General features: G+C 42.2%; 28 protein-coding genes. 17 read left to right on the top strand and 11 right to left on the bottom strand.

Annotated features, from left to right (window positions below):
* Positions 1 to 37: 37 nt before the first annotated feature.
* Both sthA and E5N72_RS01510 read right to left on the bottom strand, forming a co-directional pair.
* Positions 38 to 1,468 carry a Si-specific NAD(P)(+) transhydrogenase gene (sthA, locus tag E5N72_RS01515; RefSeq protein ID WP_135922934.1) on the bottom strand — a complete coding sequence of 477 codons (1,431 nt, stop codon included), beginning with the start codon at positions 1,466 to 1,468 and terminating at the stop codon, positions 38 to 40.
* A 13-nt stretch (positions 1,469 to 1,481) separates the two neighbouring features.
* Positions 1,482 to 2,615 (bottom strand): fatty acid desaturase, encoded by a 1,134-nt coding sequence (locus tag E5N72_RS01510; protein ID WP_135922933.1) that lies wholly within the window; start codon positions 2,613 to 2,615, stop codon positions 1,482 to 1,484.
* A gap of 115 nt (positions 2,616 to 2,730) precedes the next feature.
* Here E5N72_RS01510 and fabR point away from each other — a divergent pair, with 115 nt between their 5' ends.
* From fabR to E5N72_RS01480, 6 genes are all read left to right on the top strand, one after another.
* Positions 2,731 to 3,348: an HTH-type transcriptional repressor FabR gene (gene fabR / locus E5N72_RS01505; RefSeq protein ID WP_135922932.1), complete on the top strand. Its 618-nt coding sequence runs from the start codon at positions 2,731 to 2,733 to the stop codon at positions 3,346 to 3,348.
* 371 nt (positions 3,349 to 3,719) lie between these two features.
* A complete protein-coding gene (gene leuA / locus E5N72_RS01500) occupies positions 3,720 to 5,267 on the top strand; it encodes a 2-isopropylmalate synthase (protein ID WP_135922931.1) in 1,548 nt (515 codons plus the stop codon).
* On the top strand, positions 5,264 to 6,340 hold the full coding sequence (gene leuB / locus E5N72_RS01495; protein WP_062568366.1) for a 3-isopropylmalate dehydrogenase: 1,077 nt from the start codon (positions 5,264 to 5,266) through the stop codon (positions 6,338 to 6,340). The genes leuA and leuB overlap by 4 nt, the downstream gene beginning before the upstream one ends.
* Positions 6,341 to 6,398: 58 nt before the next feature.
* Positions 6,399 to 7,799 (top strand): 3-isopropylmalate dehydratase large subunit, encoded by a 1,401-nt coding sequence (leuC, locus tag E5N72_RS01490; protein WP_135922930.1) that lies wholly within the window; start codon positions 6,399 to 6,401, stop codon positions 7,797 to 7,799.
* The gene (gene leuD, locus E5N72_RS01485; RefSeq protein ID WP_135922929.1) at positions 7,799 to 8,398 is read left to right on the top strand and encodes a 3-isopropylmalate dehydratase small subunit; all 600 of its coding nucleotides are present in this window, start codon (positions 7,799 to 7,801) and stop codon (positions 8,396 to 8,398) included. The genes leuC and leuD overlap by 1 nt, the downstream gene beginning before the upstream one ends.
* Before the next feature lie 400 nt (positions 8,399 to 8,798).
* Positions 8,799 to 9,392 (top strand): hypothetical protein, encoded by a 594-nt coding sequence (locus tag E5N72_RS01480; RefSeq protein WP_135922928.1) that lies wholly within the window; start codon positions 8,799 to 8,801, stop codon positions 9,390 to 9,392.
* Positions 9,393 to 9,394: 2 nt separating this feature from the next.
* Here E5N72_RS01480 and E5N72_RS01475 read toward each other — a convergent pair whose 3' ends face one another.
* Complete coding sequence (locus tag E5N72_RS01475; protein WP_135922927.1) at positions 9,395 to 9,760, bottom strand: hypothetical protein; 366 nt, start codon at positions 9,758 to 9,760, stop codon at positions 9,395 to 9,397.
* 127 nt (positions 9,761 to 9,887) lie between these two features.
* Between E5N72_RS01475 and E5N72_RS01470 the strand changes: the two genes are divergently transcribed.
* On the top strand, positions 9,888 to 10,334 hold the full coding sequence (locus tag E5N72_RS01470) for a TerB family tellurite resistance protein (RefSeq protein ID WP_135922926.1): 447 nt from the start codon (positions 9,888 to 9,890) through the stop codon (positions 10,332 to 10,334).
* Between the two features lie 268 nt (positions 10,335 to 10,602).
* Here the strand turns inward: E5N72_RS01470 and E5N72_RS01465 are convergent, their stop codons facing one another.
* Positions 10,603 to 11,172, bottom strand: coding sequence for an NAD(P)H-dependent oxidoreductase (locus tag E5N72_RS01465; protein WP_135922925.1), 570 nt, complete (start codon positions 11,170 to 11,172; stop codon positions 10,603 to 10,605).
* Between the two features lie 114 nt (positions 11,173 to 11,286).
* Between E5N72_RS01465 and E5N72_RS01460 the strand changes: the two genes are divergently transcribed.
* Complete coding sequence (locus E5N72_RS01460; RefSeq protein WP_135922924.1) at positions 11,287 to 12,180, top strand: LysR family transcriptional regulator; 894 nt, start codon at positions 11,287 to 11,289, stop codon at positions 12,178 to 12,180.
* Here E5N72_RS01460 and norR read toward each other — a convergent pair.
* The gene (gene norR / locus E5N72_RS01455; protein WP_135922923.1) at positions 12,177 to 13,739 is read right to left on the bottom strand and encodes a nitric oxide reductase transcriptional regulator NorR; all 1,563 of its coding nucleotides are present in this window, start codon (positions 13,737 to 13,739) and stop codon (positions 12,177 to 12,179) included. The genes E5N72_RS01460 and norR overlap by 4 nt on opposite strands.
* Before the next feature lie 156 nt (positions 13,740 to 13,895).
* Here norR and E5N72_RS01450 point away from each other — a divergent pair, with 156 nt between their 5' ends.
* Both E5N72_RS01450 and hmpA read left to right on the top strand, forming a co-directional pair.
* Complete coding sequence (locus tag E5N72_RS01450) at positions 13,896 to 15,128, top strand: NnrS family protein (RefSeq protein ID WP_135922922.1); 1,233 nt, start codon at positions 13,896 to 13,898, stop codon at positions 15,126 to 15,128.
* Positions 15,129 to 15,148: 20 nt separating this feature from the next.
* On the top strand, positions 15,149 to 16,312 hold the full coding sequence (gene hmpA, locus E5N72_RS01445; RefSeq protein ID WP_135922921.1) for an NO-inducible flavohemoprotein: 1,164 nt from the start codon (positions 15,149 to 15,151) through the stop codon (positions 16,310 to 16,312).
* 39 nt (positions 16,313 to 16,351) lie between these two features.
* On the opposite strand, the gene E5N72_RS01440 is transcribed toward hmpA, so the two are convergent.
* The 3 genes from E5N72_RS01440 to E5N72_RS01430 form a co-directional block, all read right to left on the bottom strand.
* On the bottom strand, positions 16,352 to 16,726 hold the full coding sequence (locus E5N72_RS01440) for a hypothetical protein (RefSeq protein ID WP_135922920.1): 375 nt from the start codon (positions 16,724 to 16,726) through the stop codon (positions 16,352 to 16,354).
* A complete protein-coding gene (locus tag E5N72_RS01435; protein ID WP_135922919.1) occupies positions 16,716 to 18,341 on the bottom strand; it encodes a S41 family peptidase in 1,626 nt (541 codons plus the stop codon). Before E5N72_RS01435 ends, E5N72_RS01440 begins: the two co-directional genes overlap by 11 nt.
* A gap of 100 nt (positions 18,342 to 18,441) precedes the next feature.
* Complete coding sequence (locus E5N72_RS01430) at positions 18,442 to 19,095, bottom strand: endonuclease (RefSeq protein ID WP_135922918.1); 654 nt, start codon at positions 19,093 to 19,095, stop codon at positions 18,442 to 18,444.
* Positions 19,096 to 19,210: 115 nt separating this feature from the next.
* Here E5N72_RS01430 and E5N72_RS01425 point away from each other — a divergent pair, with 115 nt between their 5' ends.
* Positions 19,211 to 19,564 (top strand): VOC family protein, encoded by a 354-nt coding sequence (locus tag E5N72_RS01425; RefSeq protein ID WP_135922917.1) that lies wholly within the window; start codon positions 19,211 to 19,213, stop codon positions 19,562 to 19,564.
* Here the strand turns inward: E5N72_RS01425 and E5N72_RS01420 are convergent.
* Positions 19,539 to 20,264 carry a hypothetical protein gene (locus E5N72_RS01420; protein ID WP_135922916.1) on the bottom strand — a complete coding sequence of 242 codons (726 nt, stop codon included), beginning with the start codon at positions 20,262 to 20,264 and terminating at the stop codon, positions 19,539 to 19,541. The genes E5N72_RS01425 and E5N72_RS01420 overlap by 26 nt on opposite strands.
* Before the next feature lie 158 nt (positions 20,265 to 20,422).
* Here E5N72_RS01420 and E5N72_RS01415 point away from each other — a divergent pair, with 158 nt between their 5' ends.
* On the top strand, positions 20,423 to 20,803 hold the full coding sequence (locus E5N72_RS01415; protein ID WP_135922915.1) for a hypothetical protein: 381 nt from the start codon (positions 20,423 to 20,425) through the stop codon (positions 20,801 to 20,803).
* A gap of 7 nt (positions 20,804 to 20,810) precedes the next feature.
* On the opposite strand, the gene E5N72_RS01410 is transcribed toward E5N72_RS01415, so the two are convergent.
* Positions 20,811 to 21,248, bottom strand: a complete 438-nt coding sequence (locus E5N72_RS01410) for a PaaI family thioesterase (RefSeq protein ID WP_135922914.1) — start codon at positions 21,246 to 21,248, stop codon at positions 20,811 to 20,813.
* A gap of 160 nt (positions 21,249 to 21,408) precedes the next feature.
* Here E5N72_RS01410 and lexA point away from each other — a divergent pair, with 160 nt between their 5' ends.
* The 5 genes from lexA (at position 21,409) to E5N72_RS01385 (ending at position 26,639) form a co-directional block, all read left to right on the top strand.
* A complete protein-coding gene (lexA, locus tag E5N72_RS01405) occupies positions 21,409 to 22,026 on the top strand; it encodes a transcriptional repressor LexA (RefSeq protein WP_063702469.1) in 618 nt (205 codons plus the stop codon).
* A 437-nt stretch (positions 22,027 to 22,463) separates the two neighbouring features.
* On the top strand, positions 22,464 to 23,609 hold the full coding sequence (gene coxB / locus E5N72_RS01400) for a cytochrome c oxidase subunit II (protein WP_135922913.1): 1,146 nt from the start codon (positions 22,464 to 22,466) through the stop codon (positions 23,607 to 23,609).
* Entirely contained in the window at positions 23,606 to 25,198 is a 1,593-nt protein-coding gene (gene ctaD / locus E5N72_RS01395; RefSeq protein ID WP_135922912.1) for a cytochrome c oxidase subunit I, read from the top strand. Before coxB ends, ctaD begins: the two co-directional genes overlap by 4 nt.
* Positions 25,198 to 25,728 carry a cytochrome c oxidase assembly protein gene (locus E5N72_RS01390; protein ID WP_135922911.1) on the top strand — a complete coding sequence of 177 codons (531 nt, stop codon included), beginning with the start codon at positions 25,198 to 25,200 and terminating at the stop codon, positions 25,726 to 25,728. The genes ctaD and E5N72_RS01390 overlap by 1 nt, the downstream gene beginning before the upstream one ends.
* Positions 25,729 to 25,763: 35 nt before the next feature.
* Positions 25,764 to 26,639 carry a cytochrome c oxidase subunit 3 gene (locus E5N72_RS01385; protein WP_135922910.1) on the top strand — a complete coding sequence of 292 codons (876 nt, stop codon included), beginning with the start codon at positions 25,764 to 25,766 and terminating at the stop codon, positions 26,637 to 26,639.
* Here the strand turns inward: E5N72_RS01385 and E5N72_RS20835 are convergent.
* A complete protein-coding gene (locus tag E5N72_RS20835; RefSeq protein WP_135922909.1) occupies positions 26,539 to 26,850 on the bottom strand; it encodes a DUF2909 domain-containing protein in 312 nt (103 codons plus the stop codon). The genes E5N72_RS01385 and E5N72_RS20835 overlap by 101 nt on opposite strands.
* Positions 26,851 to 26,852 lie beyond the last annotated feature (2 nt).

The following is a 26,852-nucleotide window of genomic DNA, read 5'->3' as shown; positions in this document are numbered from 1 at the left end:
AATCGTAAAAAAGCCCGCATTAAGCGGGCTTTTTTATTTATTTAAACAAACGATTTAAACCATTTAATGCGGCTACGCGATAGGCTTCGGCCATGGTCGGGTAGTTGAACGTGGTATTTACAAAGTAATCAATGTTATTGCCGCCGTTCTTTTGTTCCATAATTGCTTGCCCGATATGAACGATTTCAGAGGCACGCTCACCGAAGCAATGCACACCAAGAACTTCTTTGGTATCAACATGGAATAGAATCTTTAAGCTACCTACCTCGGTGCCAGCTATTTGCGCACGCGCTAAATGCTTAAATTGAGCACGCCCTACCTCGTAAGGGATTTTCGCTGCAGTTAGCTCTTGCTCTGTTTTACCCACTGAGCTCATTTCAGGAATTGTATAAATACCCGCTGGAATATCAATGATCAGCTTCTCATCGCAATTACCACATGCAATCGCATCGGCAGCAATACGGCCTTGGTCAAATGCTGCACTTGCAAGGCTTGGGTAACCAATTACATCACCTACAGCATAAATATTATCGACTTCTGTTTGGTATGTTTCATTTACTCTAAGCTGGCCACGACCATCCGCTTTTAGGCCCACGGCTTCAAGGTTTAACGTATCTGTATTACCAGTACGACCATTAGCAAATAAAATACAGTCAGCTTTTACTCGCTTGCCTGATTTTAAGTGCATCACCACACAATCATCACGGGTTTCTACTCTATCAAACTCTTCGTTATGACGAATAACAATGCCGCTATTCCAAAAGTGATAGCTCAGAGCATCTGAGATTTCCGCATCCATAAAGGCAAGCAGGCGGTCGCGGGTATTCACTAGATCAACTTTTGCACCTAAACCTTTAAAGATAGAGGCGTACTCACAACCAATTACACCTGCACCATAAATTAGTACGCGATGAGGGTCATGCTCAAGGCCTAAAATTGTATCGCTGTCGTAAATGCGTGGGTGGGCAAAGTCTACACCAGGTGGACGGTAAGGGCGCGAGCCAGTAGCAATAACGATTGTTTGTGCGGTGATAGTTTCAAATGAACCGTCTAAGTGAGTCACCTTAATGGTGTGTTTATCAATAAACTCAGCATCGCCTTGATACATATGAATGCGGTTACGCTCATAAAAGCTGCTACGTAAATTAGATTGCTTTGAGATGACGTTACTTGCATGGTGCAAAATATCAGGGAAAGTTAAGCGGTTAGGACGCTCGCTGATATTAAATAGCGGGTTTGCTTTGTATTCAATGTAACGGCTTACTGAATGACGTAATGCTTTAGACGGGATAGTACCCCAGTGCACACAGCCGCCACCGACCGCTTCTTGACGCTCAATAACAGCCACTTTCTTGTTACTTTTAGACAGGTTCATGGCGGTACCTTCACCGCCAGGACCTGTGCCTATGATGATCGCATCATATTGATAAGATGGAGTATCTTTTTGCTTTACTTGTTGTTTGGCCACAGCCGCTCCTATGTTAACTAAAAGAGGCTTTTAACAACCTCGCATTTAGTGCAAGCCAAGCCTGCTTTTGGTTTTCCCAAGCGGCTTCAAGCTCGTGATATTGTGTCATTAATGCTGATTTTTCGCATTGTTTCATCATTTTGCTTTTCTTGATGTCTAACACGCGTTTTTGCAAGGCACAAAAATGCTGCAACTTCTTCAGCAATAAATCATATTCAGATTGTAGTAATGTAAGCTTATCTTGCGCTAAAGGCAATTTTGCAAGGCGAACTTGGGTTTTATTCATTAAGGTTTCGGCTTTGGCTTTTTCAATACGTTCCACAGGGGTGCGTTTTAGTTTTGAAGCCAGGCCTAGCGCTGCTAATGAGCGGATCATCCACTTCGTAGGATCATAGTGATACCACTTAATGCCATTGCGATAGTCACTAGCAAAAATATGGTGGAAGTTATGGTAGCCTTCACCGTAGGTGAATAATGCTAAAAAGCCATTATCACGTGCCGTGTTTTTTTCGGTGTAAGGGCGAGAACCCCAAATATGCGCAACTGAGTTAATGAAAAAAGTAAAGTGCTGGCTTAATACTAAACGCAGTAAACCGGCTAGTAATAACATACCCCATACATCGCCAAGCATTAAACCTAGCAATAAAGGAATACCAAAATTAGTCGCAATAACTAATTTCATATAATGACGATGTTGCCACATTACTACTTTATTTTTTTGTAAGTCACGGCAGTTGTTGTAGTTACTGTATTCTTCACCTTGATAATCGCGCAGCATCCAACCAATGTGGCTATACCAAAAGCCATTTGTTGCAGCGTAAGGGTCTTTGATTGGATCATCAACTTGACCATGGTGAATACGGTGATCGCTACTCCAGTGCAACGCACTGTTTTGTAATGCAAATGCGCCACCAAAGGCAAAAATCACTTCAATAACTGGGTGAACATCATATGCTTTGTGCGCCCATAAGCGGTGATAACCTGCAGTAATCGATAGTCCTGCATAAAACATACAGCCAACAAATGCGATCCAGTGTGTACTGGTAAAACCGTAAGTCAGACCATACCAAGGTACAAGAGTGATCGCGGCTAAAAATGTCAGGCTAAAAAAGAGGACGTTAGTCCAAATAATAGGTGGTTTTTTCATCTAAATTAATCTCGGCGTACAACTGTACGCTAAAATAGTATTTCAAACTCTTCGCGTCAAGTATTAGACTGTCTCATTAACCGAAAATCATTAAAAGTTCACGCTGGGAGTTTCCATGTCGGGTGTTAGGGCACAACAGAAACAAAAAACACGACAAGCACTAATTGAAGCTGCATTTAATCAACTAAGTGCAGATCATAGTTTTTCAAACCTAAGCTTACGTGAAGTTGCCCGTGAAGCAGGGATAGCGCCAACCTCTTTTTATCGCCACTTTAAAGATATGAATGAACTTGGTTTAACCATGGTTGATGAAGCCGGATTAACGTTACGTCAACTAATGCGTCAAGCTCGTCGCCGAATCGCCAGTGGTGGCAGCGTTATAAGTACTTCCATAGTGACTTTTATGGAGTTTATAGATAATTCAAGTAACCAATTTAGGCTGTTATTACGTGAGCGCTCTGGCACTTCAAAAGCATTTCGTGCTGCAGTAGCACGCGAAATTAAACACTTTATTTTAGAGCTTGCCCATTATCTTGAAAGCGAAACTCCTTGCGATGCGACTCATGCTTATATTCAAGCAGAAGCCATGGTTACGCTCGTTTTTAATGCAGGTGCTGAAGCGTTAGATATCGAAGGCCAGCAACGTGAAGAATTAGTAGAGCGACTGATCTGGCAATTACGTTATATTGCCCGCGGTGCAACTTTGTATGTACGTGATAACCATCAATCTTAAAAGTTAATCTAAACAATACAGTGATTGCTGAACGAATATTTAAACGCCGTTCTCATTAGTTTTGGATATTATATTCATTTTCAATGATTCTTTAGGTTTGTTTTTTCTATTTTGTGTAAATAAAAATGTGATTTTTGAAAAAATTATGCTTGCAAGCTGGTTTTTTGAATGTTAAAAATACAGCTCACTGAACACACATTTAGATAAATACAATGCAAATGATTCGTTTAATTACATTAAAACTAAACCTCTTACTGCTTAAATCAGTGAGCGGGGCTTAGTGTATTTGCATTTGTAGAACATTAAAAAACCCCGCAAACGCGGGGTTTTTTTTATCTCGCTAATGGGTCATTGGGAACGAGGACAGTTTTATGAAAGATAAGGTTTGGATTTTTGACACAACGTTACGTGATGGTGAGCAAGCATTAAAAGCAAGCCTAACCGAAGACGACAAAATTCAACTTGCGCATACCATTAGCCGCTTAAATGTGGATGTAATGGAAGTAGGTTTTCCGGTATCAAGCCCGGCGGATTTTCGCTCAGTACAGCGAATTGCGACTGAAGTGAAAGGGCCAATTATTTGTGGCTTAGCTCGCGCTGTAGCAAAAGACATAGAAGCCTGTGGTGAAGCACTTCGCCCGGCAGAGCAAGGCCGTATCCATACTTTTATTGCAACCAGCCCATTACACCTTGAGCACAAATTACGTATGAGCTTAGACGATGCAACAGCGATGGCTGTTAAGTCGATTAAACTTGCGCGTAACTACACGGATGACGTTGAGTTTTCGTGTGAAGATGCAGGCCGCACACCGCATTGGGATTTATGCCGTATCGTTGAAAGTGCTATTGATGCGGGTGCATCAACTATCAACTTACCTGACACCGTAGGTTATGTAACGCCAGACGAATACGCTGCGATGATCCATCACTTAATGAACAATGTGCCAAATATCGACAAGGCGCGTTTAAGTGTGCATTGCCATAACGATTTAGGCTTAGCGGTTGCTAACTCAATTGCTGCGGTACAAGCCGGTGCTCGCCAAATCGAATGTACTATTAATGGTATTGGTGAGCGTGCAGGTAACTGCTCGCTTGAAGAAGTGGCGATGATCATGAAGATGCGTGAAGACCACTTAAAAGTGCATACTGATATTCGCAGTGAAGAAATATACCGTGCTTCGCGCCAAGTCGCGAAGATTTGTAATATGCCAGTGCAGCCAAACAAAGCAATTGTTGGTGAAAATGCCTTTGCACATAGCTCAGGAATCCACCAAGACGGCGTATTAAAAGCACAAAACACTTACGAAATTATGTCGCCAGAAAGTGTCGGTGTACCAAATAACCAATTAAACATGACCTCGCGTTCAGGTCGTCATGTTATTGAGCATCGTTTAGAAGAGTTAGGCTATCAAAAATCTGATTATGATATGGATAGCTTGTATGAAAGTTTCTTAGCATTAGCAGACCAAAAAGGCACTGTGTATGACTACGACTTAGAAGCGATGATTTACTTTAATCAAATCAGAGATAAAGACGAGAAGTACCAACTTGAGTTTGTTAACTCTACGTCTAACTCGCAATCAGTGGCGAGCTCAACAATCGGCATGACAATTGATGGCGAGTCTAAGCAAGAGGCCGCAACGGGTAATGGTCCTGTTGAAGCATCATTCTTAGCAATTGAGCGCTTAACGGGTATGTCGGTCGAAATGATTGAATACAACCTAGAAGCAACAGGGCAAGGTGCCAGCTCACTGGGGCAAGTGAATATTATCGCTAAATACGATGGTCGCCCTTATCACGGCGCGGGCATTGCAGCGGATGTGGTTGAAGCGTCAGTACGCGCCATGATCCGCGTTTATAACTTAATTTATCGTGCACAAAAAGTGTCTGATTTAAAACAACAGAGGAAAGCAGGATGAGTCAATCGAATTACAGTATCGCAGTATTAGCAGGCGACGGGATTGGTCCAGAAGTTATGGCAGCAGCAGAAACCGTCTTGGATGCTGTAAGCGAAAAGTTTGGTTTTACTTTGACTCGTCATCACCACGCGATTGGTGGTGCTGCCATTGATGAGTTTGGTCAGGCACTGCCGCAAAGCACTCTTAGTGCTTGTGAAAATGCCGATGCGATTTTATTTGGTTCGGTAGGTGGTCCTAAGTGGGAAAACTTACCACCGAACGAGCAACCTGAACGAGCTTCGTTGTTGCCACTTCGTAAGCATTTTGGTTTGTTCTGTAATTTACGCCCAGCACAATTATTACCAGCACTAAGTGCTGCATCACCACTGCGTGCAGATATCAGTGCACAAGGCTTTGATATCTTGTGTGTTCGCGAGCTAACCGGTGGTATTTATTTCGGTGAAAAAGGCCGCAGTGGCGAAGGGGAGCAAGAAGCCGCTTTCGATACCCAAACATACTCACGTAAAGAAATTGAGCGCATCGCCCGCTTTGCATTTGAAGCCGCTAAGCTGCGTAGCAATCACGTTACTTCGGTTGATAAAGCGAATGTGTTAGCGTCAAGTGTACTTTGGCGTGAAGTGGTCACTGAAGTGAGTAAAGACTACCCAGAAGTGAGCCTTGACTACATTTATGTTGATAACGCGGCGATGCAATTAGTAAAACAGCCAAGCCAGTTTGATGTACTACTTTGCGATAACTTATTTGGCGACATTTTGTCTGATGAGTGCGCGATGATCACAGGTTCTATGGGCTTATTACCATCAGCAAGTTTGAATCAGTCTGGCTTTGGTTTATATGAGCCAGCTGGTGGCTCAGCACCAGATATCGCTGGTAAAGGGGTGGCAAACCCTATCGCACAAATTTTAAGTGCTGCGCTTATGCTGCGCTACTCACTAGGGCAAGATGAAGCGGCTCGTACCATTGAAAAAGCGGTAGCAGAAGCAGTTGAAGCCGGTGTTGGTACGCCAGATATCTACCCAAATGCAGGGTATACCACCAGTGATGTTGCTGCGGCAATTGTGGCACGTATTTAATTAAAAATTGTTTGCGCTGAGCTCGTCACTCAGCGTAACTAAAATGAGGGAATAGCAAGTGGCCCAAACCTTATACGATAAAATCTGGCAAGCTCATGTAGTCGCCAGCATTAATGATCAAACCGATTTACTTTATATCGACCGTCACCTAGTTCATGAAGTTACATCGCCGCAAGCCTTTGCTGGTTTACGTGAGAAAAACCGCAAAGTACGTTGCCCAGAAAAAACCTTTGCGACCATGGACCATAACGTTTCAACAAAAAGCCGCTCATTAGATGCTGCGAGTGAAGTGTCGAAAAATCAATTAATGGCACTGGATGCAAACTGTAAAGAGTTTGGTATTCAACTTTATGATTTAAATTCGATTAATCAAGGTATTGTGCATGTAATGGGGCCTGAGCAGGGCATTACTTTACCGGGCACAACCATAGTGTGTGGTGATAGCCATACCTCTACTCATGGTGCATTTGGTGCACTAGCGCACGGTATAGGTACTTCAGAAGTTGAGCACGTTCTTGCAACTCAAACGTTACAGCAGAAAAAAGCCAAGTCGTTAAAAATTCAAATAAATGGTCGCCTACGTCCAACTGTTACTGCTAAAGATTTAATCATGGCGGTGATCGGTAAATTAGGCACTGCGGGTGGTACTGGCTATGTTGCTGAATTTTGTGGTGAAGGGATCGAAGCGCTGTCTATGGAAGCGCGTATGACGCTTTGTAATATGAGTATTGAAATGGGCGCAAAAGCGGGTTTAATCGCACCAGATCAAACAACTTATGATTATTTAAAAGGTCGCCCATTTGCACCAAAAGGTGCGGACTTTGATAGTGCCGTTGCCTACTGGCAAACACTAAAAACTGATGATGGCGCAGAGTTTGATCATGTTGTTGAATTGGAGGCTGCTGACATTCAACCGCAAATTACTTGGGGTACCAGCCCTGAGCAAGTGATTGGCGTAGATGAATGTATTCCTGATCCTGAGCAAGAACCAGATCTAATCAAAGCTGATGCAATTCGTAGCGCACTAAAATATATGGGCTTAAAAGCGGGTGATAAATTATCTTCAGCGACTGTTGATACCGTATTTATTGGCTCATGTACAAATAGCCGTATTGAAGATTTACGTGCTGCCGCGCAGATTGTAGAAGGCAAGCAAGTTGCAGCGGGTGTTGAAGCTCTGATTGTTCCAGGTTCTGGCCTTGTTAAAAAACAAGCCGAAGACGAAGGCCTTGCTGATATCTTCAAAGCGGCTGGTTTTGAATGGCGTGAGCCGGGTTGCTCAATGTGCTTAGCAATGAATGATGACAGATTAGAAGCTGGTAAACGCTGTGCATCTACTTCAAATCGTAACTTTGAAGGTCGCCAAGGTCGCGGTGGACGCACGCACTTAGTGAGCCCAGCAATGGCTGCGGCAGCGGCAATTCATGGTCGTTTTGTTGATATCAGAGGAGAAGCCTAATGAGCGTATTTTTTAGTGGCTTAATGGCCCCGTTAGATAAAAACAATGTTGATACTGACCAAATTATTCCAAAGCAGTTTTTAACGTCGACCAGCCGTGATGGTTTTGATGCGGCGCTTTTTTACGATTGGCGTTATTTAGATAACGGCGAGCCAAATCCTGAGTTTATTTTGAACCGTCCTTGTTACCAAGGTGCGCAAATTCTTTTAACTCGCGACAACTTTGGTTGTGGTTCATCGCGCGAGCACGCGCCATGGGCATTAAAGCAATATGGTTTTGAAGTTATCTTAGCGGAAAGCTTTGCCGATATTTTCTTTAATAACTGCGGCAATAATCAAATGCTTGCTATCGCATTACCAGCAGAAACACTTGAGCAATTATTTGTACTGAGTGAACAGCATGATGATATTCATATTGAAGTTGATTTAGAAAACCAACAACTTCGTAGCGATAAGTTTGACACTATTCACTTTGATATTCGCCATGATATTAAAGAGCGCTTATTAAGTGGCTTAGACTTTATCGGTGTGACTGAAACACTTAACAGCCAAATTGATGCCTTTGAGCAGCAACTTAAAGCTGAGCGTCCTTGGCAATAAGTAGGTTTTACATGTGGAACTTAAACGCGGCGAGAGCCGCGTTTTTATTTTTGGGAACATTTTAGTCAATAATTATGTAAGGTTATGATTGATAGAAGCTTTGCTTTTGGTGATTGGCACTCTTTATTAGTCTAGTAGTCAAAATAAAATAACTCAGCTGTTTAAATTGTCTGTGCTATTTCTGCATATGATACTCATGTGTTTAAATCCTTTTAAGAATTAATGATTTAGTTGTTTTGTATGAGCGCAGTCATTTTTAGTGGTTGTTTTATATTGCAATTTGTTGGCGGTATATGAGCGTGCTCACCAGATGGTTTTAGGTTGTTTAGCTAATTTATTTCCTTTCTGCTTAGGGGCAGGCTAGGCTAGCGACATTATAATTCAAATAAAGGAACACACCATGAAATACTTAGTGGCATCGATACTCGTAGCAGCATCATCAGTAGCGGCTGCACGACCTGCGCCGTTAGTGTCAATTCCAAGCCATGACGGCTTTTTTGATAACATTGCGGCCCATTGCGGTAAAGCTTACGAAGGTAAAGTCAGCGTTGATAACGCTGCAGGCCCTAACTCGTTTGCGGGCAAAAAGTTAGTAATGCATGTACGTCGTTGTAACGAGCGTGAGTTACAAGTGCCATTTCATGTGGGTGATGATGCATCTCGTACTTGGATCATCACAAAAACGGGCAGTGGACTTAGTTTAAAGCATGATCATCGCCATAAAGATGGCAGCGATGACAAATCAACCATGTATGGTGGTCATACCCTTGATGCGGGTTTTGCTAATGCGCAGTCATTCCCGGCTGATCAGTATTCAAAAGAGTTGTTTGCAAGCCAAGGTATTCCCCAATCAATGGGTAACACGTGGCAAATGTATATTTATCCAAAGCAATTTACGTATCGCTTAGTACGTGAAGGACGTGAGTTTCGCGTTGATTTTGATTTAACTAAACCTATTACGCCGCCAAGCGCACCATGGGGATATGAAGACTAGTACTATTTAGCTTCGTCTTCACATTGCAAAACAACCGTTAAAGGTGGCTGATAGGCACGTGGTTTAGTTGGAAAACGTTCATACTCCTGCACCCCATCAGTCACTCTTAACATAAACGGTTCATCTTTACAGAGCCGACTTGCGTGACGTAATAAAAAAACGCTTTGGTTTTTGAAGTGTGCGTAATCATCCGATTGAATTTCTAGATGATAGCGGCCATCTGCTAGTTTGGTTTGATAGTAGTGCACCTTTTCGTCGAAGTCGTAGAGCTTTTCTGTTTCGTCTTTTGCTGCGTGCGCATTACTGCAAACCACTAACATTAAAAAGGCGCTAATTAATAGTGCTGGTGTACTTCTCACTTCACTCATAAACACTTAACTCCATGTGATTAAAACCTTGTTTCATAATGATGTTGAACCTGAATTAGCATCCATAGTCAAACTAAGGTAACGTAATGTCTTATACGTAGTCTAACACCCATAGGGGACAAATGTGATGCTCAACAAAATAAAACAACTTTTTTCAACTATGAGTGAGTCGCAATCTAGTATCAGTGAGCATGATCTCAAAACTGCTGTTGCTGCGCTGTTAATTGAGGTTATGCGTGCCGATGATGAATTACAGGATGATGAGCAACAGACCCTGAATGAGACCTTAAAAAAATATTTTTCTTTAACAGATGAAGCTGTTGAAGAGCTTATTGATGGTGCTTCACAAAGCTTAGATGATGCTATTGATTACTTTCAGTTTTCTAAGCAAATTAATGCTCAGTGCAGTGCCGAGCAACGTATTGATATTATCGAGCTGTTGTGGCGTTTGGCCTACGCTGATGGCAATTTAGATAAGCATGAAGAAATGGTTATTCGCCGCGTCGCAAGCTTACTGTATGTAACTCATGAAGACTTTATCGCTGCTAAGCTAGCAGCGACAAAGCTAAGCTAGGGCGTGTTGACCTTTGTGGATTAAAATTTGTTCACTCTAGGGGCGATTTTATCGCGGCGCGAGATTTGTAACCTAGTGGGCTAAGTAAAAATCGAGCAACAAAGAGTTAATCGTCCCTAGGAAGAACCCGAAGGGCAGCGCGTGTTTGGCATTGATACTGCGTTATCGCCTATTTATGTGGAACAACCACACTACATAGGCTCTGCCTTGCCTAAATACCAAACACACTGCTGCAAAATTAATCATAAAAGGTCAACACGCCCTTATATTACTTATTTAATTTGCTCGCTACGCTGACAAGTTGCTGGGCAAGGCTAGCAACTTTTTCGGCTGTATCAGCATCGCTGATGCGGCCTTGATCATCTAATTTAGTGTGGATAGCAGCCACTGCGAGTTGATCGGCAAGCACTAAACTACCAATACCCGATAAAATATCACGTACGTGATTTAAACCACGTAAGCCACCTAAACCACCCGGCGAAGCTGCATAAAGTGCTGTAACTTTATTGCGAAATGCAGGTACTGCACCTTGCTCTGTACGAGATGCCCAATCGATTGCGTTTTTAAGTGGCGCTGTAATTGAACCATTATATTCTGGGCTTGCTAGTAAAATGCCATCAGCTGCGCGAAGCTTATCTTTTAATAATTGTGCGCCAGCAGGTGTACCTTGCGCTTCAATATCTTCATCAAATAAAGGTAAGTTTAAATCGCTTAATTTAATCACTTCTACTTCAGCACCACTTTCGAGGGCGAAGCGTGCAGCTTCATTAATCAGTTTTTGATTAAAGCTGTCTTTACGTAGGCTGCCTGCTAGGGCAATAATTTTAGGTGCTGTCATGATGGCTTCCTTTTTAAGCTTCACTGTTGATATGCTCACTTTAGCAAAAAACAGCTTGCAGAAAAGCCAAATAAACGCAAAACTTATGTGCGTATATGCACACAAGGAGCCGTTATGGCGATTCAATTTGATGATTGGCAAGATGTAAAAGTCGCTTTTGAAGTGGCAAGACTCGGCACGTTAACCGCTGCTGCCGAATCGTTAGGTGTTCATCACAGCACAGTGCTTAGAAGAATCAACAATTTAGAAGATAACCTTGATGCGCGGTTATTCCACCGCCATGCCCGTGGCTATACAGTGACAGAAATTGGCGCTAAGTTGTTTGCTACTGCGAAATCGATTAACGCTGAACTTGAAAAGCTTCATAACGATATTGTTGCTGCAGATAGCCAATTGCGAGGCAGTTTATTATTAACTACGGTCAGTGGTTTTATTGATGTGCTGAGCGATGTGTGTGAGCAGTTTCAAAGTCTGCACCCGCAAGTGCAACTCGAAGTTATTCTTGATCAAAACCGTTTACGCCTTGATCACGGTCAAGCGCATATTGCTGTGCGAGCGGGCCCTCGCCCTGACGAAGGTGACTATATTGCCCAGCATTTAGCTGAGCTTTCATCAGGATTTTATGCTTCTAAGAGCTATATTGAAAAGTATGGTATGCCAAAAAACCTTCAGCAGTTGCAGCAGCATAGTTTTGTATCTGGGGTGGCTGGCTATAACGGTAAAGTCCCTTATTTTGCATGGGTAGATCAGCACATTGAGCCGGCGCAAATTAAGTTGCGGGTGTCTGAAACATCAGAAGCAACACGGGCGATTGTCAGAGGCTTAGGAATTGGTGGTCTACAGCATGAAGTGGCAAGCCAATACCCTGATCTGCTTCCAGTGCTTCCTAAAGAGCTAAACTGGCCAACAGACCTTTGGCTGGTGACACATCACTTGGTGCATCGCACAGCCAAAGTACAAGCATTTAGTCAGCTTTTAAAAGCGTATTTTAAAGCGTTAAAAGCTTAAACAGACTTTTTAACGCTAATGCCTAGCCGTTTGGCTAGGCGCACAAGGTTGGCTCTATCAACGCTTAAGCTGCGTGCTGTGGCTGCCCAGTTGAGGTTATTTAACTCAAGCTGTTGCATAATCAACTGATAGCTAAACGCATCGGTTGCCTCTTTCAGCGATAAGCGAGCGGTTTTTTGTTCGTTAACAGCAATTGGACTTGGTGTTGCAACCGCTGTTTTAGCAATATCACAATGCTCAGGCTCAATAGTAACAATGCTTTGTTGCCATTGCTGTTGCTTGGCTTTGAGTGCTGCGCGGCTGATCACATGTTCAAGCTCTCTCACATTGCCCGGCCAATTATATTGGCGCAGCAGTAATTGTGTATCGCTACTTAGCTTAAGTTGTTTAATCCCTAGTTTTTTAGACGTTTGTTCAACAAAAAAGCCTGCCAGTAAAATAACATCGTTGTCGCGCTCTTTTAATGGTGCAACATGCAATGGGTAGACGCTTAATCGGTGATAAAGGTCTGCACGAAAGCGTCCTGCAGCGACTTCTTGTTTTAAGTTTCGGTTGGTTGCTGCAATCACTCTAACATCGACATAACGGCTTTGGTCTTCTCCCACCGTTTGTACTTCACCACTTTGTAAAACGCGCAATAACTTACTTTGCATCGCAAGCGGAAGCTCGCCGATTTCATCTAGAAATAGCGTGCCGCCATCGGCAAGTTGAAACTTACCCTGGCGCGCAGTATGTGCGCCAGTAAACGCGCCTTTACTATGACCAAAAAATTCACTTTCGGCTAAGTTCTCTGGTAATGATGCGCAGTTTAAGTGGATCAACGGCATATCACGGCGTTTTGAGTTTAAATGGATATTGCGTGCAACCAGCTCTTTACCGACGCCTGTGTCGCCTTGTATCAATACGCTAAATTCTGAGGCAGCTACGAGCTGGATATCATTTTTAAGGGTCTGCATTGCTTGGCTATTGCCAATAATTTCGACACCTTCTCGTGTTAGCGCTTCAAGATTAAGCTGTTGTGCAACTTGATGACTGTGCTGTGCGTGTTGCATAAGATGCTGCAAGGTTAGGGCATGATCAACATAGCCTGCTGCTAGCTGTTTTAGTTGATTGAGCTCGTTCACTGTTAAAGCGTCAAAGGCATGTTCATCTAAACTATCAAAGGTTAAAACACCGAGTAATTCAGTGTTGTCTTTGCTGCTCTGCAGCGGCACACCCATGCAGGCATGAACAGGAAAGTCTCCATGCTGGCTTTGTAATAAACCATCGTAGGGATCGGGTAGGCCACAATCTTTGGCAAATTTAAGCGGCTCACTGCCACGGCATATTTCAAATAAGCGAGGATGCTCTGCTATTTTAAAGCGTCTTCCTAACGTATCGTCCGACAATCCATGCTGGGCTACGGGCTTTAACACATCACCTTGTTTCAATAACAAGGCAACGGCATCACATTCAAGCCAATCATTAATGCAACTCAACAAATAACTGAAATTATGATCAACTCTGCTTGCCTTGGTAAGGGCAAGAGCAACATCAAGAAGGGATTTTTTGAGCGCCATGTCAATTTGACCTGAATGTGTTTTTTTGATGTTTTTAATGGTGTGTCATTTTGACTTTTTTATCAAGCATTAAAGTTTAATTGCCTGATATTTAATGGTTTTTATTTCTGGCTTGAACTGTGCATTAGCTAGGGAAATTAAACCCTGAGAGCACTAATGAAAGTCATTAATTTAACTGAACCTATGCCAGCTAAAATCAAATTTTATCAACTCAGCCAGTGGCCGTTATGGGCATTAGCATTTCGGCCTTTTTTCTTGGCAGCGGGTGCCTTAGCTGTGTTTGCAATGAGTTACTGGTTTTTAGTCTTGGCGGGTTATGCACAGTGGCACCTAACAATGCCCGCAACACTTTGGCATGCCCACGAAATGCTGTTTGGCTTTGCAGGGGTCGTTGCTATGGGCTTTTTGCTCACCGCCGCACAAACTTGGACAGGCGTGCCGAGTGTAAGTGGCATTAAGCTCTGTTTGCTGAGCATAATTTGGCTTGCTGCACGACTTAGTTTTTTTATTGATATTGCAGGGTACGAGCAGCTAAACCTTTATATTGTAAGTGCATTACAACTCGTTTGGTGGCTGGCTGGAATTGTTATTTTAGCTGACATGCTGATACAGGCGAAAAGCCGCCATAACTATTTATTTATTGTCATCGCATCTTTGCTCTGTGCACTCAATGTGATTTTTTTGAGCTTAGTTGTGCTTAATAAAATGTCGCTGGCACTGGGGGTTGTTGATACTGGTGTACTTATCATGACGCTGCTGGTTGGTGTTGTCGCTGGGCGAGTTGTGCCATTTTTTACCGCGCGCGGTCTTAACTTAAGTGAACAAGTTAGAATCCCCAAGCTCGATAAATTAGTCCTATTTAGCTCATTGTTCGCCATTGCATGGTTCTTTATGAGTCAGCTATTTTTTAGCGCAATGAGTACTGGTTGGGTTTTTGCTTGGCTTGCTTGTTTACATTCAGCCCGGTGTGTTTTGTGGTGGCATAAAGGCATTCTAAAAGTGCCTTTGCTATGGTCATTACATGTGGCTTATTGGGCTTTATCGGTTGGTTTAATACTCGTCGCGCTCAGTTATTTCAGCCCTATTATCTTATTCAAAGACGCGCTTCATCTGATCACTGTTGGCACCATCGGTTTAATGATCATCGCCATGATGGTACGTGTCTCTCATGGTCACACAGGGCGCATATTACAAGCCCCTGCGTTTATTAGTTTGGCATTTTTACTCATTGCGTTAGCTGCCATTGTACGTTCGTTACTTCCCGTTTATTTAGGTCATCACCTTGCATGGCAGTTAAGTGCGTTGCTTTGGATTGCTGGCTTTAGCTTATTTTTATTTCATTGTGCGCCCATTTTAGTCAATCGTCGTGTTGATGGTCGCCGCGGTTAATCTCTCCAATAGGAAAAACTATGTTATCTGAAAAAACGATCCAGATTGTTAAAAGTACTTTGCCTTTGCTTGCGCAAGCAGGACCTCAAGTGACTGAGTATTTTTATGATCGTATGTTTAGCTACAACCCAGAGCTTAAAAATATTTTTAATATGACACATCAGCAATCGGGCACTCAGCAATTCGCGTTGTTTAATGCTTTGGCGGCCTATGCTGCAAATATTGATAACTTGGCAGTGTTAAAAGGAGCGCTTGCGCGCATTAATCACAAACACACCAGCTATCATATTTTGCCAGAGCATTACCCTATTGTTGGTGGGCATTTGATTGCAACTTTAAAAGAGTTACTGCCTGAGCAATTTACCCCTGAGGTCGAGTACGCATGGCGTGAAGCTTATTCTTTATTAGCGGATGTATGTATCACCGAAGAGATGGCGTTATACCAAACGACCAAAAAGGCGCCGGGAGGCTGGTTCGGTACCCGTACTTTCACCATTACAGAAAAACGGATGGAATCAGCGCAGATATGTAGTTTTACATTAACACCTGTCGATGCAAAACCTGTTGTGGCGTATTTACCGGGTCAATATTTAGGGATAAAAGTAACGCCAGCAAACAGCAACTTAACTCAAGTTAGGCAATACTCATTGTCGCAACAAAGTAACGGTCGAAATTATCGAATTAGCGTGAAAAAAGAAGGCTTAGTATCTAATTACTTACATAGCTTAGCAGAGGGAGATGAGGTAGAGGTTTACCCTCCTGCGGGAGACTTTGTGCTTCGCGAAATTGATTTTCCTGTCGTGTTGATTTCGGCAGGTGTTGGTCAAACCCCAATGATGGCAATACTCGAGACATTATTAAGTAATCAACATAACCAGCCAATTCATTACCTGCATGCTTGTGACAGTGAGACGCAGTTTGCCTTTAAAGAGTATTTATTAAAACAACAGCAAGCGCACGCTTCATTACATTTTGTTACTTGGTTTAAAGATGGCAAGGGGGGAGATTTTGCGGGCTTGATGGATGTAAATCACATTGCTGCTAGCTTACCAATTAGTAAAGGTGACTTTTACCTATGTGGTCCAATGGCATTTATGGCAATGATAAAAGAGCAGCTACTTAGTTTAGGGGTTGCAAGTGAGCGAATTCATTATGAGGTGTTTGGCCCTCATCAACAGTTATAAAACAACGAAAGGCGCAGTGGGTCACTGCGCCATTATTGTCTATTCTGCTTCACATTCTACATTCGGTAGTGGTACTCGCAGCTCTTTTTTTGGGTAATAGAGCAAACACTGTTCACCCATTTTTTGCAGCACAAATTTTTCTGAAGGGATACTATGCGCCCCCATAATTGGCAATCCATCGGGCCCTTTATTTGTCCCATGATCTATCAATAGTTCAGCACTTTTAGTAAACACGTTATCAGCTAAAGTAACCAATGGGCCCCCTTTAGCTGATTGAATCGCTTGTTGTATTTCAGTGATTACGCCAGGATTTACGCGCGTTAACGTGGCGTTTTGTGGCTCCCCTGCTTGGGTGCTTTTACAGCCCGTTAAACTCACTAATAGTGCGCAAGTGAAAAGTGCTTTATTGTTCATTGTTGTCGTCCTTAGCCGGAGATGGACGTGTTAAGTCCATGTTTTCCTTATAAAGCGGTTGTTTATAAGAAAGTGGGATTCCACTGGCTTGTTCTGCTTGAGAGGCAAAGCTTGGTTGTTTGATGTTATTTGTTTGTACAACAATTGGACAGCTGCCATTCTCAATATGATGTATTGCTGTTGAAAATAAGCGTTCTTGTGTATCACCTAGTTTGTTATCAAAATCATCAGCAACTACACAACCTTTAACATCTGCATCAAACTGAGGTGAAGGAGTTGGTTTAAAACCGTCAGCATATTCCCCAAAGCCTTTATCATTAGCTCCAGAGAATTGGATAGTGTAGTAAGTAGTGGCGCAATTATGAGTGGGTGTAAAGCCATAAGGCTTGCCGCAGGTCGTATCACCAATAAGTACGACTTCTGCATCTATACCTTTTAAACCATTTATAAACGCTTCTGACGCAGAACAAGTTCCTGCTGTACTTAGTACATATACTTTAGATAAGTTGAGATCAGGAAGTCTGCTATTGGTTGTTTGAAATGTAGAGTAATCTATTTCACGGTCAATAAATGGGTAAGGAGCCTCTTGTGGTTGCTTGTCGTTTTTGATGGTTTGATAGTAGTAATAGTCATCAGTATTAGCTGGGCCGGCAACCATGTAAGCAAGCTGAGATGATAACGCTAATAAGCCGCCACCATTATACCTAAAGTCAATTACTAGCTCGTCAATGTTATCGCTTTTAAACTTGTTAACAGCGCTTATCAGCTCTGGTTGAGCAATACTAATAAAACTATTAAATTGCATATAGCCGACTTTTGTACCATTGGCGGTAGTGATGGTATTAACATTCTGAACAGGTGTTTGCGCGATATTGCCCGCTACAAGTGTGAATGATTTTTCACTGCCATCGTTACTGCGCACAACAAAGTTATGCGAATCACCCGCTGTTGGTCCAAAAAGCGCTTCATTTAAAATATCTACGCCTTCTTGGGTATTAGTGTTAATACTAACGCCGTCGACCATTAAAATAGTATCACCGCGCTGTAATCCGACATTTTTAGCTGGTGAATCATCTTCTAAATAAGCAATACGTAATTCACGAGGGGGGACATTGCTTAAAAATGCCCAGTTAATACCGTAGCCAGAAACCACGCCTGATTGTGCTTCTTTATAGTACTCTTCGGTTGGGCGACTGAAGTGGAAGTTATCTTTATATGCCCCTGAGTCAGTTGTTTGATATGTTTTTAATTGCGCAAAATAAGCGGCGACAGAGTTGAAGTTGTCTGGGTCGTTATCTTCAATCTCATCGTACCAAAGGTAAGTTTCATCACTCCATGAACGTAACCACATTTTTTCTGTAAACTCACTGCCAGCAGTATCTGGGTAAGGCCTATTATTATTGTAAGGGTCATTGCCTGTTCGAGGAACCGCACATTGGTTTTTAAATTCACTTGATGGGGCGAAAACTCCTGCCGTCCAAGATGGCTCAGAAGTTGTTGGCGGTGGCGGATTAGTTGTACTATCAGACGAGCCACTTCCTCCTCCGCACCCTGTTAAAGAGAAGCCAGACACTGCCAAAAACACCGCTGGAGCAAGTTTATTACAATTAAACATATGAATTACTTTCCTGTAAATATTTGCTTAAAACGTATCAATAACTATAGCCCATAGCAATAGATAGCCGCCCCTTTTTTATGAACATTATTGCTCTAAACTAGAGTGCTTTACGGTCATTTACTTGAGCCACTTCAAGTCGTTGCCATGCCTCGAATAGCTGTCGTTGTTTATTTGAAATTTTTAATCCGTAGGTTTGCTGCATGTAGAAATAGGCATCAGCGATACGTTTTCGTGCATAAATAGGAGGCTCAAACACCCGTTGCTTAAAATCTATTTTAATAGGACAAGCACCGTATTTAGGACTATGGGATGTGACCATTCCATAGCGAAAATTCGAGCGATCAGCGTTGATTTCACCTATTGCAGGTGCCAGATTATTGATATCAGCTTCCATTTTTCGGAACTTTTCGCTGACTTTTCGGCAATTTTTGCGTCCGCCGTTTTGCCAACATTGTAACTGATGGCCAAATTCCCACGCAGGTACTATGTGCTCCCACTCAATTCGTTTTGCGCGAACATTTTCTTTGCCTGAACGTGTCATTGCATTTCGAGGTATATAGCCACATCCATTAGGATCTGGTACAAGTTTCTTACCTTGGCGTTTTATGTCACATCCACAGTAAAGGCTTTTACTATCGTCTGGTAGGGTTTTTATTAAGTGCTTTTTGGCACTAGAAAAGCTTGAAAATTGCTCTGCATTTACAGAGAAATTGATTATTAAACAAAGGGTAAAGTAGAGAAATAAACGCATAACAATCACATCAGTGAACTACAGGAAAGCTCATTTTAGAGTGACTATTCTAAAAGGAAAAGTTTTTCAACTCAGCTATAGTTGTTAGGCCGTTTTCATTAAAGGAATTACTACTATGTTACTAGGTGCTTTTTCTGTGAGTTTAAATGTAAAAGATATCCATGCCTCTAAGCTGTTTTATGAAAAGCTGGGTTTTAAAGAGTTTGCCGGCGAAATAGAGCAGCATTGGCTAATTATGAAAAACGGTGAACATTTAATTGGTTTGTTTCAAGGAATGTTTGATAAAACCATGCTGACCTTTAACCCCGGTTGGGATCAAAATGCTAAAACGTTAGCTGAGTTTGCTACTTTTGAGCAATTAGCTCTGCATTTTCAGCAGCAAGGTTTAGCAATACAAAAGGCCGGTGAAGCGAGCTTTATTATCACCGACCCAGATGGCAACCCTATTTTGATAGACCAACACGTGTAGCTGGTTTTTTACGCTTTATACGAACGTTTTGCAGTAACAAAATAATTCCGGTAATACAAAACAGCACGCTGGTGGCTGAGAAGCTGATAAGCAGTGGGTTATTAAAGTTTTCTCGCTCGTCGTAATCCATAATATGCAGCATCCAGAAAAAGTCGAAAATACGCCACAGGGTGCTGCGTACAGTGATGACTTTACCGTTTTGGCTGTCTAAATATATGGTTGTCGCAAGCCAATCATCGAAACGAACTTGCCATATGTTTTGTTTATGGGCAGCTTCGCGGGGGCCTTGTTTTAATTGCTGTACTTGCAAAACATTGGCATCAATCAGTAAGTGTGCTTTGGCGTTCGCGATAATTTCAGCCTCACTGGGTTTTGCCATGATAGCTCCAGTATGACCATTAAAGCTGACAGTGCTTTGCTCAGTAGTAACTTCAATGATTGGTGCATTTAAAAAGTGACTATAGTTAATCGCTTTTATTTGTTGAAATTGGGCGGTTATCCGATCAACTGATGCTGTGTAATCGGCTATCATAAATGGATTATCTAAACTGCGTTTTGCTAAATGTTTACCATGCACTTTTTCGAGGGGGAGTGAACTCATTACTAAGCCTCCCGATAGCCATAGAAGTAGCTGAATGGCTAGCAGATAGCCAAGCCATTTATGCCCTTTTCGAGCATATTTGAACATGCGTTTATTCATCATTACTCCGTTATTATTGTTGTATGGGAGCTATTTTAGGTTGTTTAACTGTATTGCCAATGCGGCATAATGTCGCATTAACTGTATTCTAGATTTGGTATATATACAAAACTGAGTTAAAGTTTCAGTCGATATCAATAGAGGGTAAAAACGAGAGTATGTCGGAAATTCAATTTTTAAATGTGGATCTGGAGCTTGAATCAAAGCACGATATTAGTGCACTTGTTGCTGATTTAAAGAAAAATGCCATGGTTTTACATTACGACCAAGATGAATACCGTCAACTAGCGCGTATTGAGGCTGCTGCTGATATCAGTACACCAGACAAAGCGATTAATCAGTTGTGTGAATTAATTGAATCGTGTTCACGAAATGCTCTTAAGCAGTGGTTATCGTGCTCTAAACGTACATTTGATATTGGCTTTGAATCAGGCGTTTCACCAAAATGTTTTAATCAAGCCCTGCATGCTGATACTTTGTTGCGTATTTCAGCGATTGGCGCAGGGGTTGAAATTACGATTTATCCAGTCGAAAAGTAGCCTGAGCTTAGCGCTCTACAACAGCTGCGGTCATTCTTGATACGCAGCAAAGCTCTCCTGCGGCATTGGTAATTTTAATATCCCACACTGAAGTGCGCTTACCTAAATGAAGAGGCTTTGCTGTAGCCGTTAATACACCCTTACGAGATGCTTTCATATGGTTGGCATTAATTTCTTGGCCAACAGCATAAAATTTATTGAAATCAACCACAAAGTTAGCCGCATAGCTTGCCACTGTCTCGGCTAACACAACGTTCGCTCCGCCATGTACCATGCCCATAGGGTTATGATGCTCAGGAATGGCAGGCATAGTCGCCACTAAATAATCATCACCAATTTCAGTCACCTCAATGCCCATGGTTTTCATTAAAGTACCTTGCCCGGTGATCCCTTGCTCTAAACTTTTACAAAGCTCTAGTGTGATTGGTTGATGCCAAATACTCATTGTATTTCCTTGCGTGCAAATTAAAAATAATACCTTATGGCATCTTTATACCTGGTTCAATGTTAGTTTTGTAGCAATATGATGGCGTTAATTTAAATTTGCGATTTTCAGATAACTGTATATACTCACAGTTAAATGTACTGTATGGAAAACCAGTTGTATGCGCCCATTAACAAAACGCCAATCGCAAATTTTAGAACTAATTAAAGTCTTTATTAAAGATACAGGCATGCCACCTACGCGTGCTGAAATAGCTCAAACATTGGGTTTTAAAAGTGCCAATGCTGCCGAAGAGCATCTAAAAGCACTGGCAAAAAAAGGCATGATCAAAATGAAGCCTGGGGCGAGTCGTGGTATTCAATTAATTGAAGAAGACGAACCTGAGCAATTAGGTTTACCTTTAATTGGACGAGTTGCAGCGGGTGAGCCCATTTTGGCGCAAGAACATGTTGAAAGTCATTGTCAGGTTGATCCTTCACTATTTAAACCTGCGGCTGACTTTTTACTGCGTGTAAATGGTATGAGTATGAAAGACATTGGCATCATGGATGGTGATTTACTCGCAGTACATAGAACGCAAGTTGCTGAAAATGGTCAGGTTGTTGTTGCTCGTGTTGATGAAGATGTAACTGTTAAGCGTCTTGAAAAAGCTGGGCGTAAAGTATTTTTACATGCTGAAAACGAAGAATTTTCGCCAATTGAAGTTGATCTTGAGCATGAATCTTTCAATATTGAAGGGTTAGCGGTGGGTGTTATTCGTAATGCCGACTGGATGTAGCTGTTTCTAAAATAGTGCACCAAATTGCTGTAATTTGGTGCGTTGCTTGTTTTTTATTATTTAGCATTGATTTGTAAACCCTTACTCTTTGTATAAAGCCTTATATGGCGCAGTTTTTCACTCTTTTTTTACTCTCACTCTGCCTCTCATTTTAAAATAACGCGCTGATTATAGTTGTTATTTTTGCACCAAAATAAACATTTATTACTACTAAAACTTGCTTATTGCTCATTTTTTAACTAATTGGTTAATACAGTGTATTAACACCTGATTAATAAAAATACACTCAAATGTGCTAGGTGTTAAACATAGGGTTGGTATCATCGCTGGGTCAAAATGATACGTAGTCGCTCTGAACAATAAAAAAAACGAATGGGCACCTTGTTGTATCGCCTTTTCGCTTTGCGTCTTGCAATAGCATTAAAAGGAGCCGTCACATGGGTAAACTGCGTTATGCCTTGTGGCTTATATTACTCTCACCTGTGCAGTTAGCATTGGCAAATAGCCAATTTAATATGCGTAAAGGGGTGACTGATATAAGTAATAGTGTTTATGAATTACACATGACGATATTTATTATCTGTTGTGTGATAGGCATCATCGTTTTTGCGGTGATGTTTTGGGCTTTGATCCATCATCGAAAGTCGAAAGGAGCCAAGCCTGCGCAATTCCACGAAAGTACCAAGGTTGAAATTCTTTGGACTGCCATACCATTTGTGATCTTAATCGCCATGGCAATTCCAGCTACAAAAACACTGATAGCGATGGAAGATGCTTCTAAAGCCGATATTACAATTAAAGTAACGGGCTCACAGTGGAAATGGCATTACGAGTACATGGGCGAGGAAATTGCTTATTACTCAATTCTATCTACTCCAAAAGACCAAATAGATAACCAAGCTGACAAAACAGAACATTACTTACTTGAGGTTGATAAGCCTTTAGTACTTCCTATCAATAAAAAAGTTCGTTTTCTAATGACCTCAGATGATGTTATTCACTCATGGTGGGTGCCTGACTTTGCGGTTAAAAAAGATGCAAACCCGGGTTTTATCAATGAGGCATGGACACGCATAAATGAGCCAGGCATCTACCGGGGTCAGTGTGCTGAGTTGTGTGGTAAAGATCATGGTTTCATGCCTGTTGTTGTGCAAGCGTTGCCTGAAGACGAATTTGCTAACTGGCTAGCAGAGGCTAAGCAAGAAAAGGCCAATGCTGCAGCAGCTGATGCGGCTTTATTAGATCAAACATTACCGAAAGAAGAATTAATGGTTCTTGGGGAGCAAGTTTATATGGCAAGTTGTGCGGCTTGTCATCAGCCTACAGGAATGGGCTTGCCGGGAGTGTTTCCTGCTCTTAAGGGGAGTCCAATTGTGCTTGGAGATGTAAAAGACCACATCGACATCGTATTACATGGTAAGCCGGGTACAGCGATGCAAGCATTTGATAAACAGCTTTCAATTAAGCAACTTGCTGCGGTTATCACATATAAGCGAAATGCATGGGGTAACGACACAGGCGATGTGATTCAACCAAGTCAAATTCAAGCAGCTATCGATGCAGCAACGGAGGCGAAAGAATGAGCAACGTTATTAATGAACAAGCCACTGAGCATGCGCATCATGACCATCATCCTGCAAAAGGTTTCAAACGTTGGCTTTACACCACCAATCATAAAGATATTGGCAGTTTATACCTGATATTTTCGCTCACTATGTTTTTAATTGGTGGCGCGATGGCAATGGTGATCCGCGCTGAATTGTTTCAACCTGGTTTACAACTAGTCGATCCACACTTTTTTAACCAAATGACCACAGTGCATGGTTTGATAATGGTATTTGGTGCGGTAATGCCGGCATTTACAGGGCTTGCTAACTGGATGGTGCCTATGATGATCGGTGCACCCGATATGGCGCTACCACGGATGAATAACTGGAGTTTTTGGATTTTACCATTCGCGTTTTTAATCTTGTTGGCTTCGTTACTTATGCCGGGTGGTGGCCCTGCATTTGGTTGGACTTTTTATGCGCCACTTTCAACGACCTATAGTAACGATAATACAGCCTTGTTTGTGTTTGCTATACATATCATGGGTATTAGTTCAATCATGGGCGCGATTAACGTTATTGTGACTATCGTTAATATGCGAGCGCCCGGCATGACATGGATGAAGTTACCACTGTTTGTGTGGACTTGGCTTATTACGGCATTTTTGTTGATTGCTGTGATGCCTGTTTTAGCTGGGGCGGTCACTATGGTGTTGACCGATAAATACTTTGCAACCAGCTTTTTTGATGCGGCGGGGGGCGGTGACCCTGTGATGTTCCAGCACATCTTTTGGTTTTTCGGTCACCCTGAAGTGTACATCATGATTTTGCCGGCATTTGGTATTATTTCAACCATCGTGCCGACCTTCTCACGCAAGAAGTTATTTGGCTACGCTTCTATGGTGTATGCGACCTCGTCGATTGCACTTTTGAGCTTTATTGTATGGGCACACCACATGTTCACCACAGGGATGCCTGTAGCCGGTGAGCTGTTCTTCATGTATGCAACCATGCTCATTTCGGTACCAACTGGGGTTAAAGTGTTTAACTGGGTTGCAACCATGTGGCGAGGCTCGATTAGCTTTGAAATTCCGATGATGTTTGCCATTGCCTTTATTGTGCTGTTCACCTTAGGTGGGTTCTCTGGCTTGATGCTGGCGATTACACCGGCAGATTTCCAGTATCACGATACTTACTTTGTGGTTGCGCATTTCCATTATGTATTAGTGACCGGGGCTGTGTTCTCAATTATGGCAGGAGCCTACTACTGGCTACCTAAATGGACTGGCAACATGTACAACGAAACACTTGCGAAATGGCATTTCTGGCTATCGCTGATCAGTGTCAACGTGTTGTTCTTCCCTATGCACTTTGTTGGCCTTGCGGGTATGCCGCGCCGTATTCCTGATTACGCCCTTCAATTTGCTGACTTTAACGCCATTATCAGTATTGGTGGTTTTGCCTTCGGTTTATCACAGCTACTGTTCGTGCTTGTTGTTTTTAAATGCGCACGAGGCGGCGAAAAAGCACCTGCTAAGGTATGGGACGGTGCAGAAGGTTTAGAGTGGGAAGTTGATTCGCCCGCACCGTATCACACCTTTGAAACACCGCCGGAGATCAAATAATGAACCATGCACCTTTGCTCAAAAAGCTGTTGTTAGCATGCTTAGGTATGTTTGCATTCGCCTTTGCATTGGTGCCACTTTACGATGTGTTTTGTGATGTCACAGGTTTAAATGGTAAGCCATCACTCGAACAAGCAAAAGAGAGTGAAACGGTAAGCATAGACCGTCAAGTTGATGTGAGTTTTACAACGCATGCGCAAAGTGGTGCGCCTTTTGATGTGCAATCAACTCAGTACAGTGTGGTTGTTCAACCAGGAGCGATGCGAGAAGTAAAGTTTACAGCCAAAAACACCAGTAATAACGACAAAGTGATGCAGGCTATTCCGTCTGTATCACCGGGAAAAGCAGCAAAATACTTACATAAAATCGCGTGTTTTTGTTTTGATCAACAACCACTAAAAGCGGGCGAAGAAGTTGAGTTTACCTTGTTGTTTTATGTTGATACGGAATTACCCGACGATGTAGAAGAGCTGACATTGTCCTATACCGTGTTTGATATTAGCGGGCAAGTTGTGGCTAAAAACGATTAAGCCGCCAAGCTAATTGCTAATTGGGAGCAAACAAAATGAGTCAAAATTACGAAAAATATTATGTTCCGGCCCAGAGCCCATGGCCAATAGTGGGTGCGATTGCAATGTTCTTAATTGCTGTCGGGGCAGGCCTGACAGTGATGCAAGTAAGCGCAGAAGCTAGCAGTGGTCAATATGTGTTGTATTTAGGCATTGCGATACTATGTTACATGCTGTTTAGCTGGTTTAAAAACGTCATCGAAGAATCACACAGTGGTTTATATTCAGCGCAAATGGATCGTTCATTTAGACAAGGAATGAGCTGGTTTATTTTTTCTGAAGTTATGTTTTTTATGGCATTTTTTGGTGCTCTGTTTTATGCCCGTATGATTTCAGTACCTTGGCTTGGTGGTGCTGGAAATAATGCCATGACCAATGAGGTACTCTGGCCAACGTTTGAAGCAGTATGGCCGTTGTTAACTACGCCTGCAGGTGATACAACTCAAGCAATGGGGTGGCAAGGTCTACCTCTTATTAATACGCTCATCCTACTCACCTCATCAGTCACTATCCACTTTGCTCACGTTGCAATGGAAAACAATAAGCGTGGTGCTTTAAAAGCATTTTTATCACTTACCGTGCTATTAGGCGCAATCTTTCTGGGTTTGCAAGTGTATGAATATATGCATGCATACCAAGATTTAGGTTTAACACTGGATGCTGGCGTTTATGGAAATACCTTCTTTTTATTGACGGGTTTTCATGGCATGCATGTAACGCTTGGGACCATTATTTTATTTGTCGTACTGCTAAGAATTTTTAAAGGCCACTTTACGAGCGAAAAGCATTTTGCATTTCAAGCGGCTGCTTGGTATTGGCACTTTGTAGATGTGGTGTGGTTGTGTTTATTTGTATTTGTGTACGTGCTGTAGCTTTGTGAAGCGGCGACGGGTTGGTGTGAATAAAGCCCAATTTCATTGCGGCAATAATGAGGAGCAGCACAATACCTGAAAACAGCACCCGACGACCTAAGTAATGCGACATGGGTTTCGAGTGCTCTTTTGCTGACATCATCACAAACAGCGCTCTAAATAGATTGAACAGAATATAAAGTAATAACAAAACAATAATGATTTTAATCATAT

Source organism: Pseudoalteromonas sp. MEBiC 03607 (assembly GCF_004792295.1).
Taxonomy (GTDB): Bacteria; Pseudomonadota; Gammaproteobacteria; order Enterobacterales; family Alteromonadaceae; genus Pseudoalteromonas; species Pseudoalteromonas lipolytica_C.
Note: the sequence above shows the minus strand (reverse complement) of the source record. Positions and strands in the feature narration are given on the sequence as shown.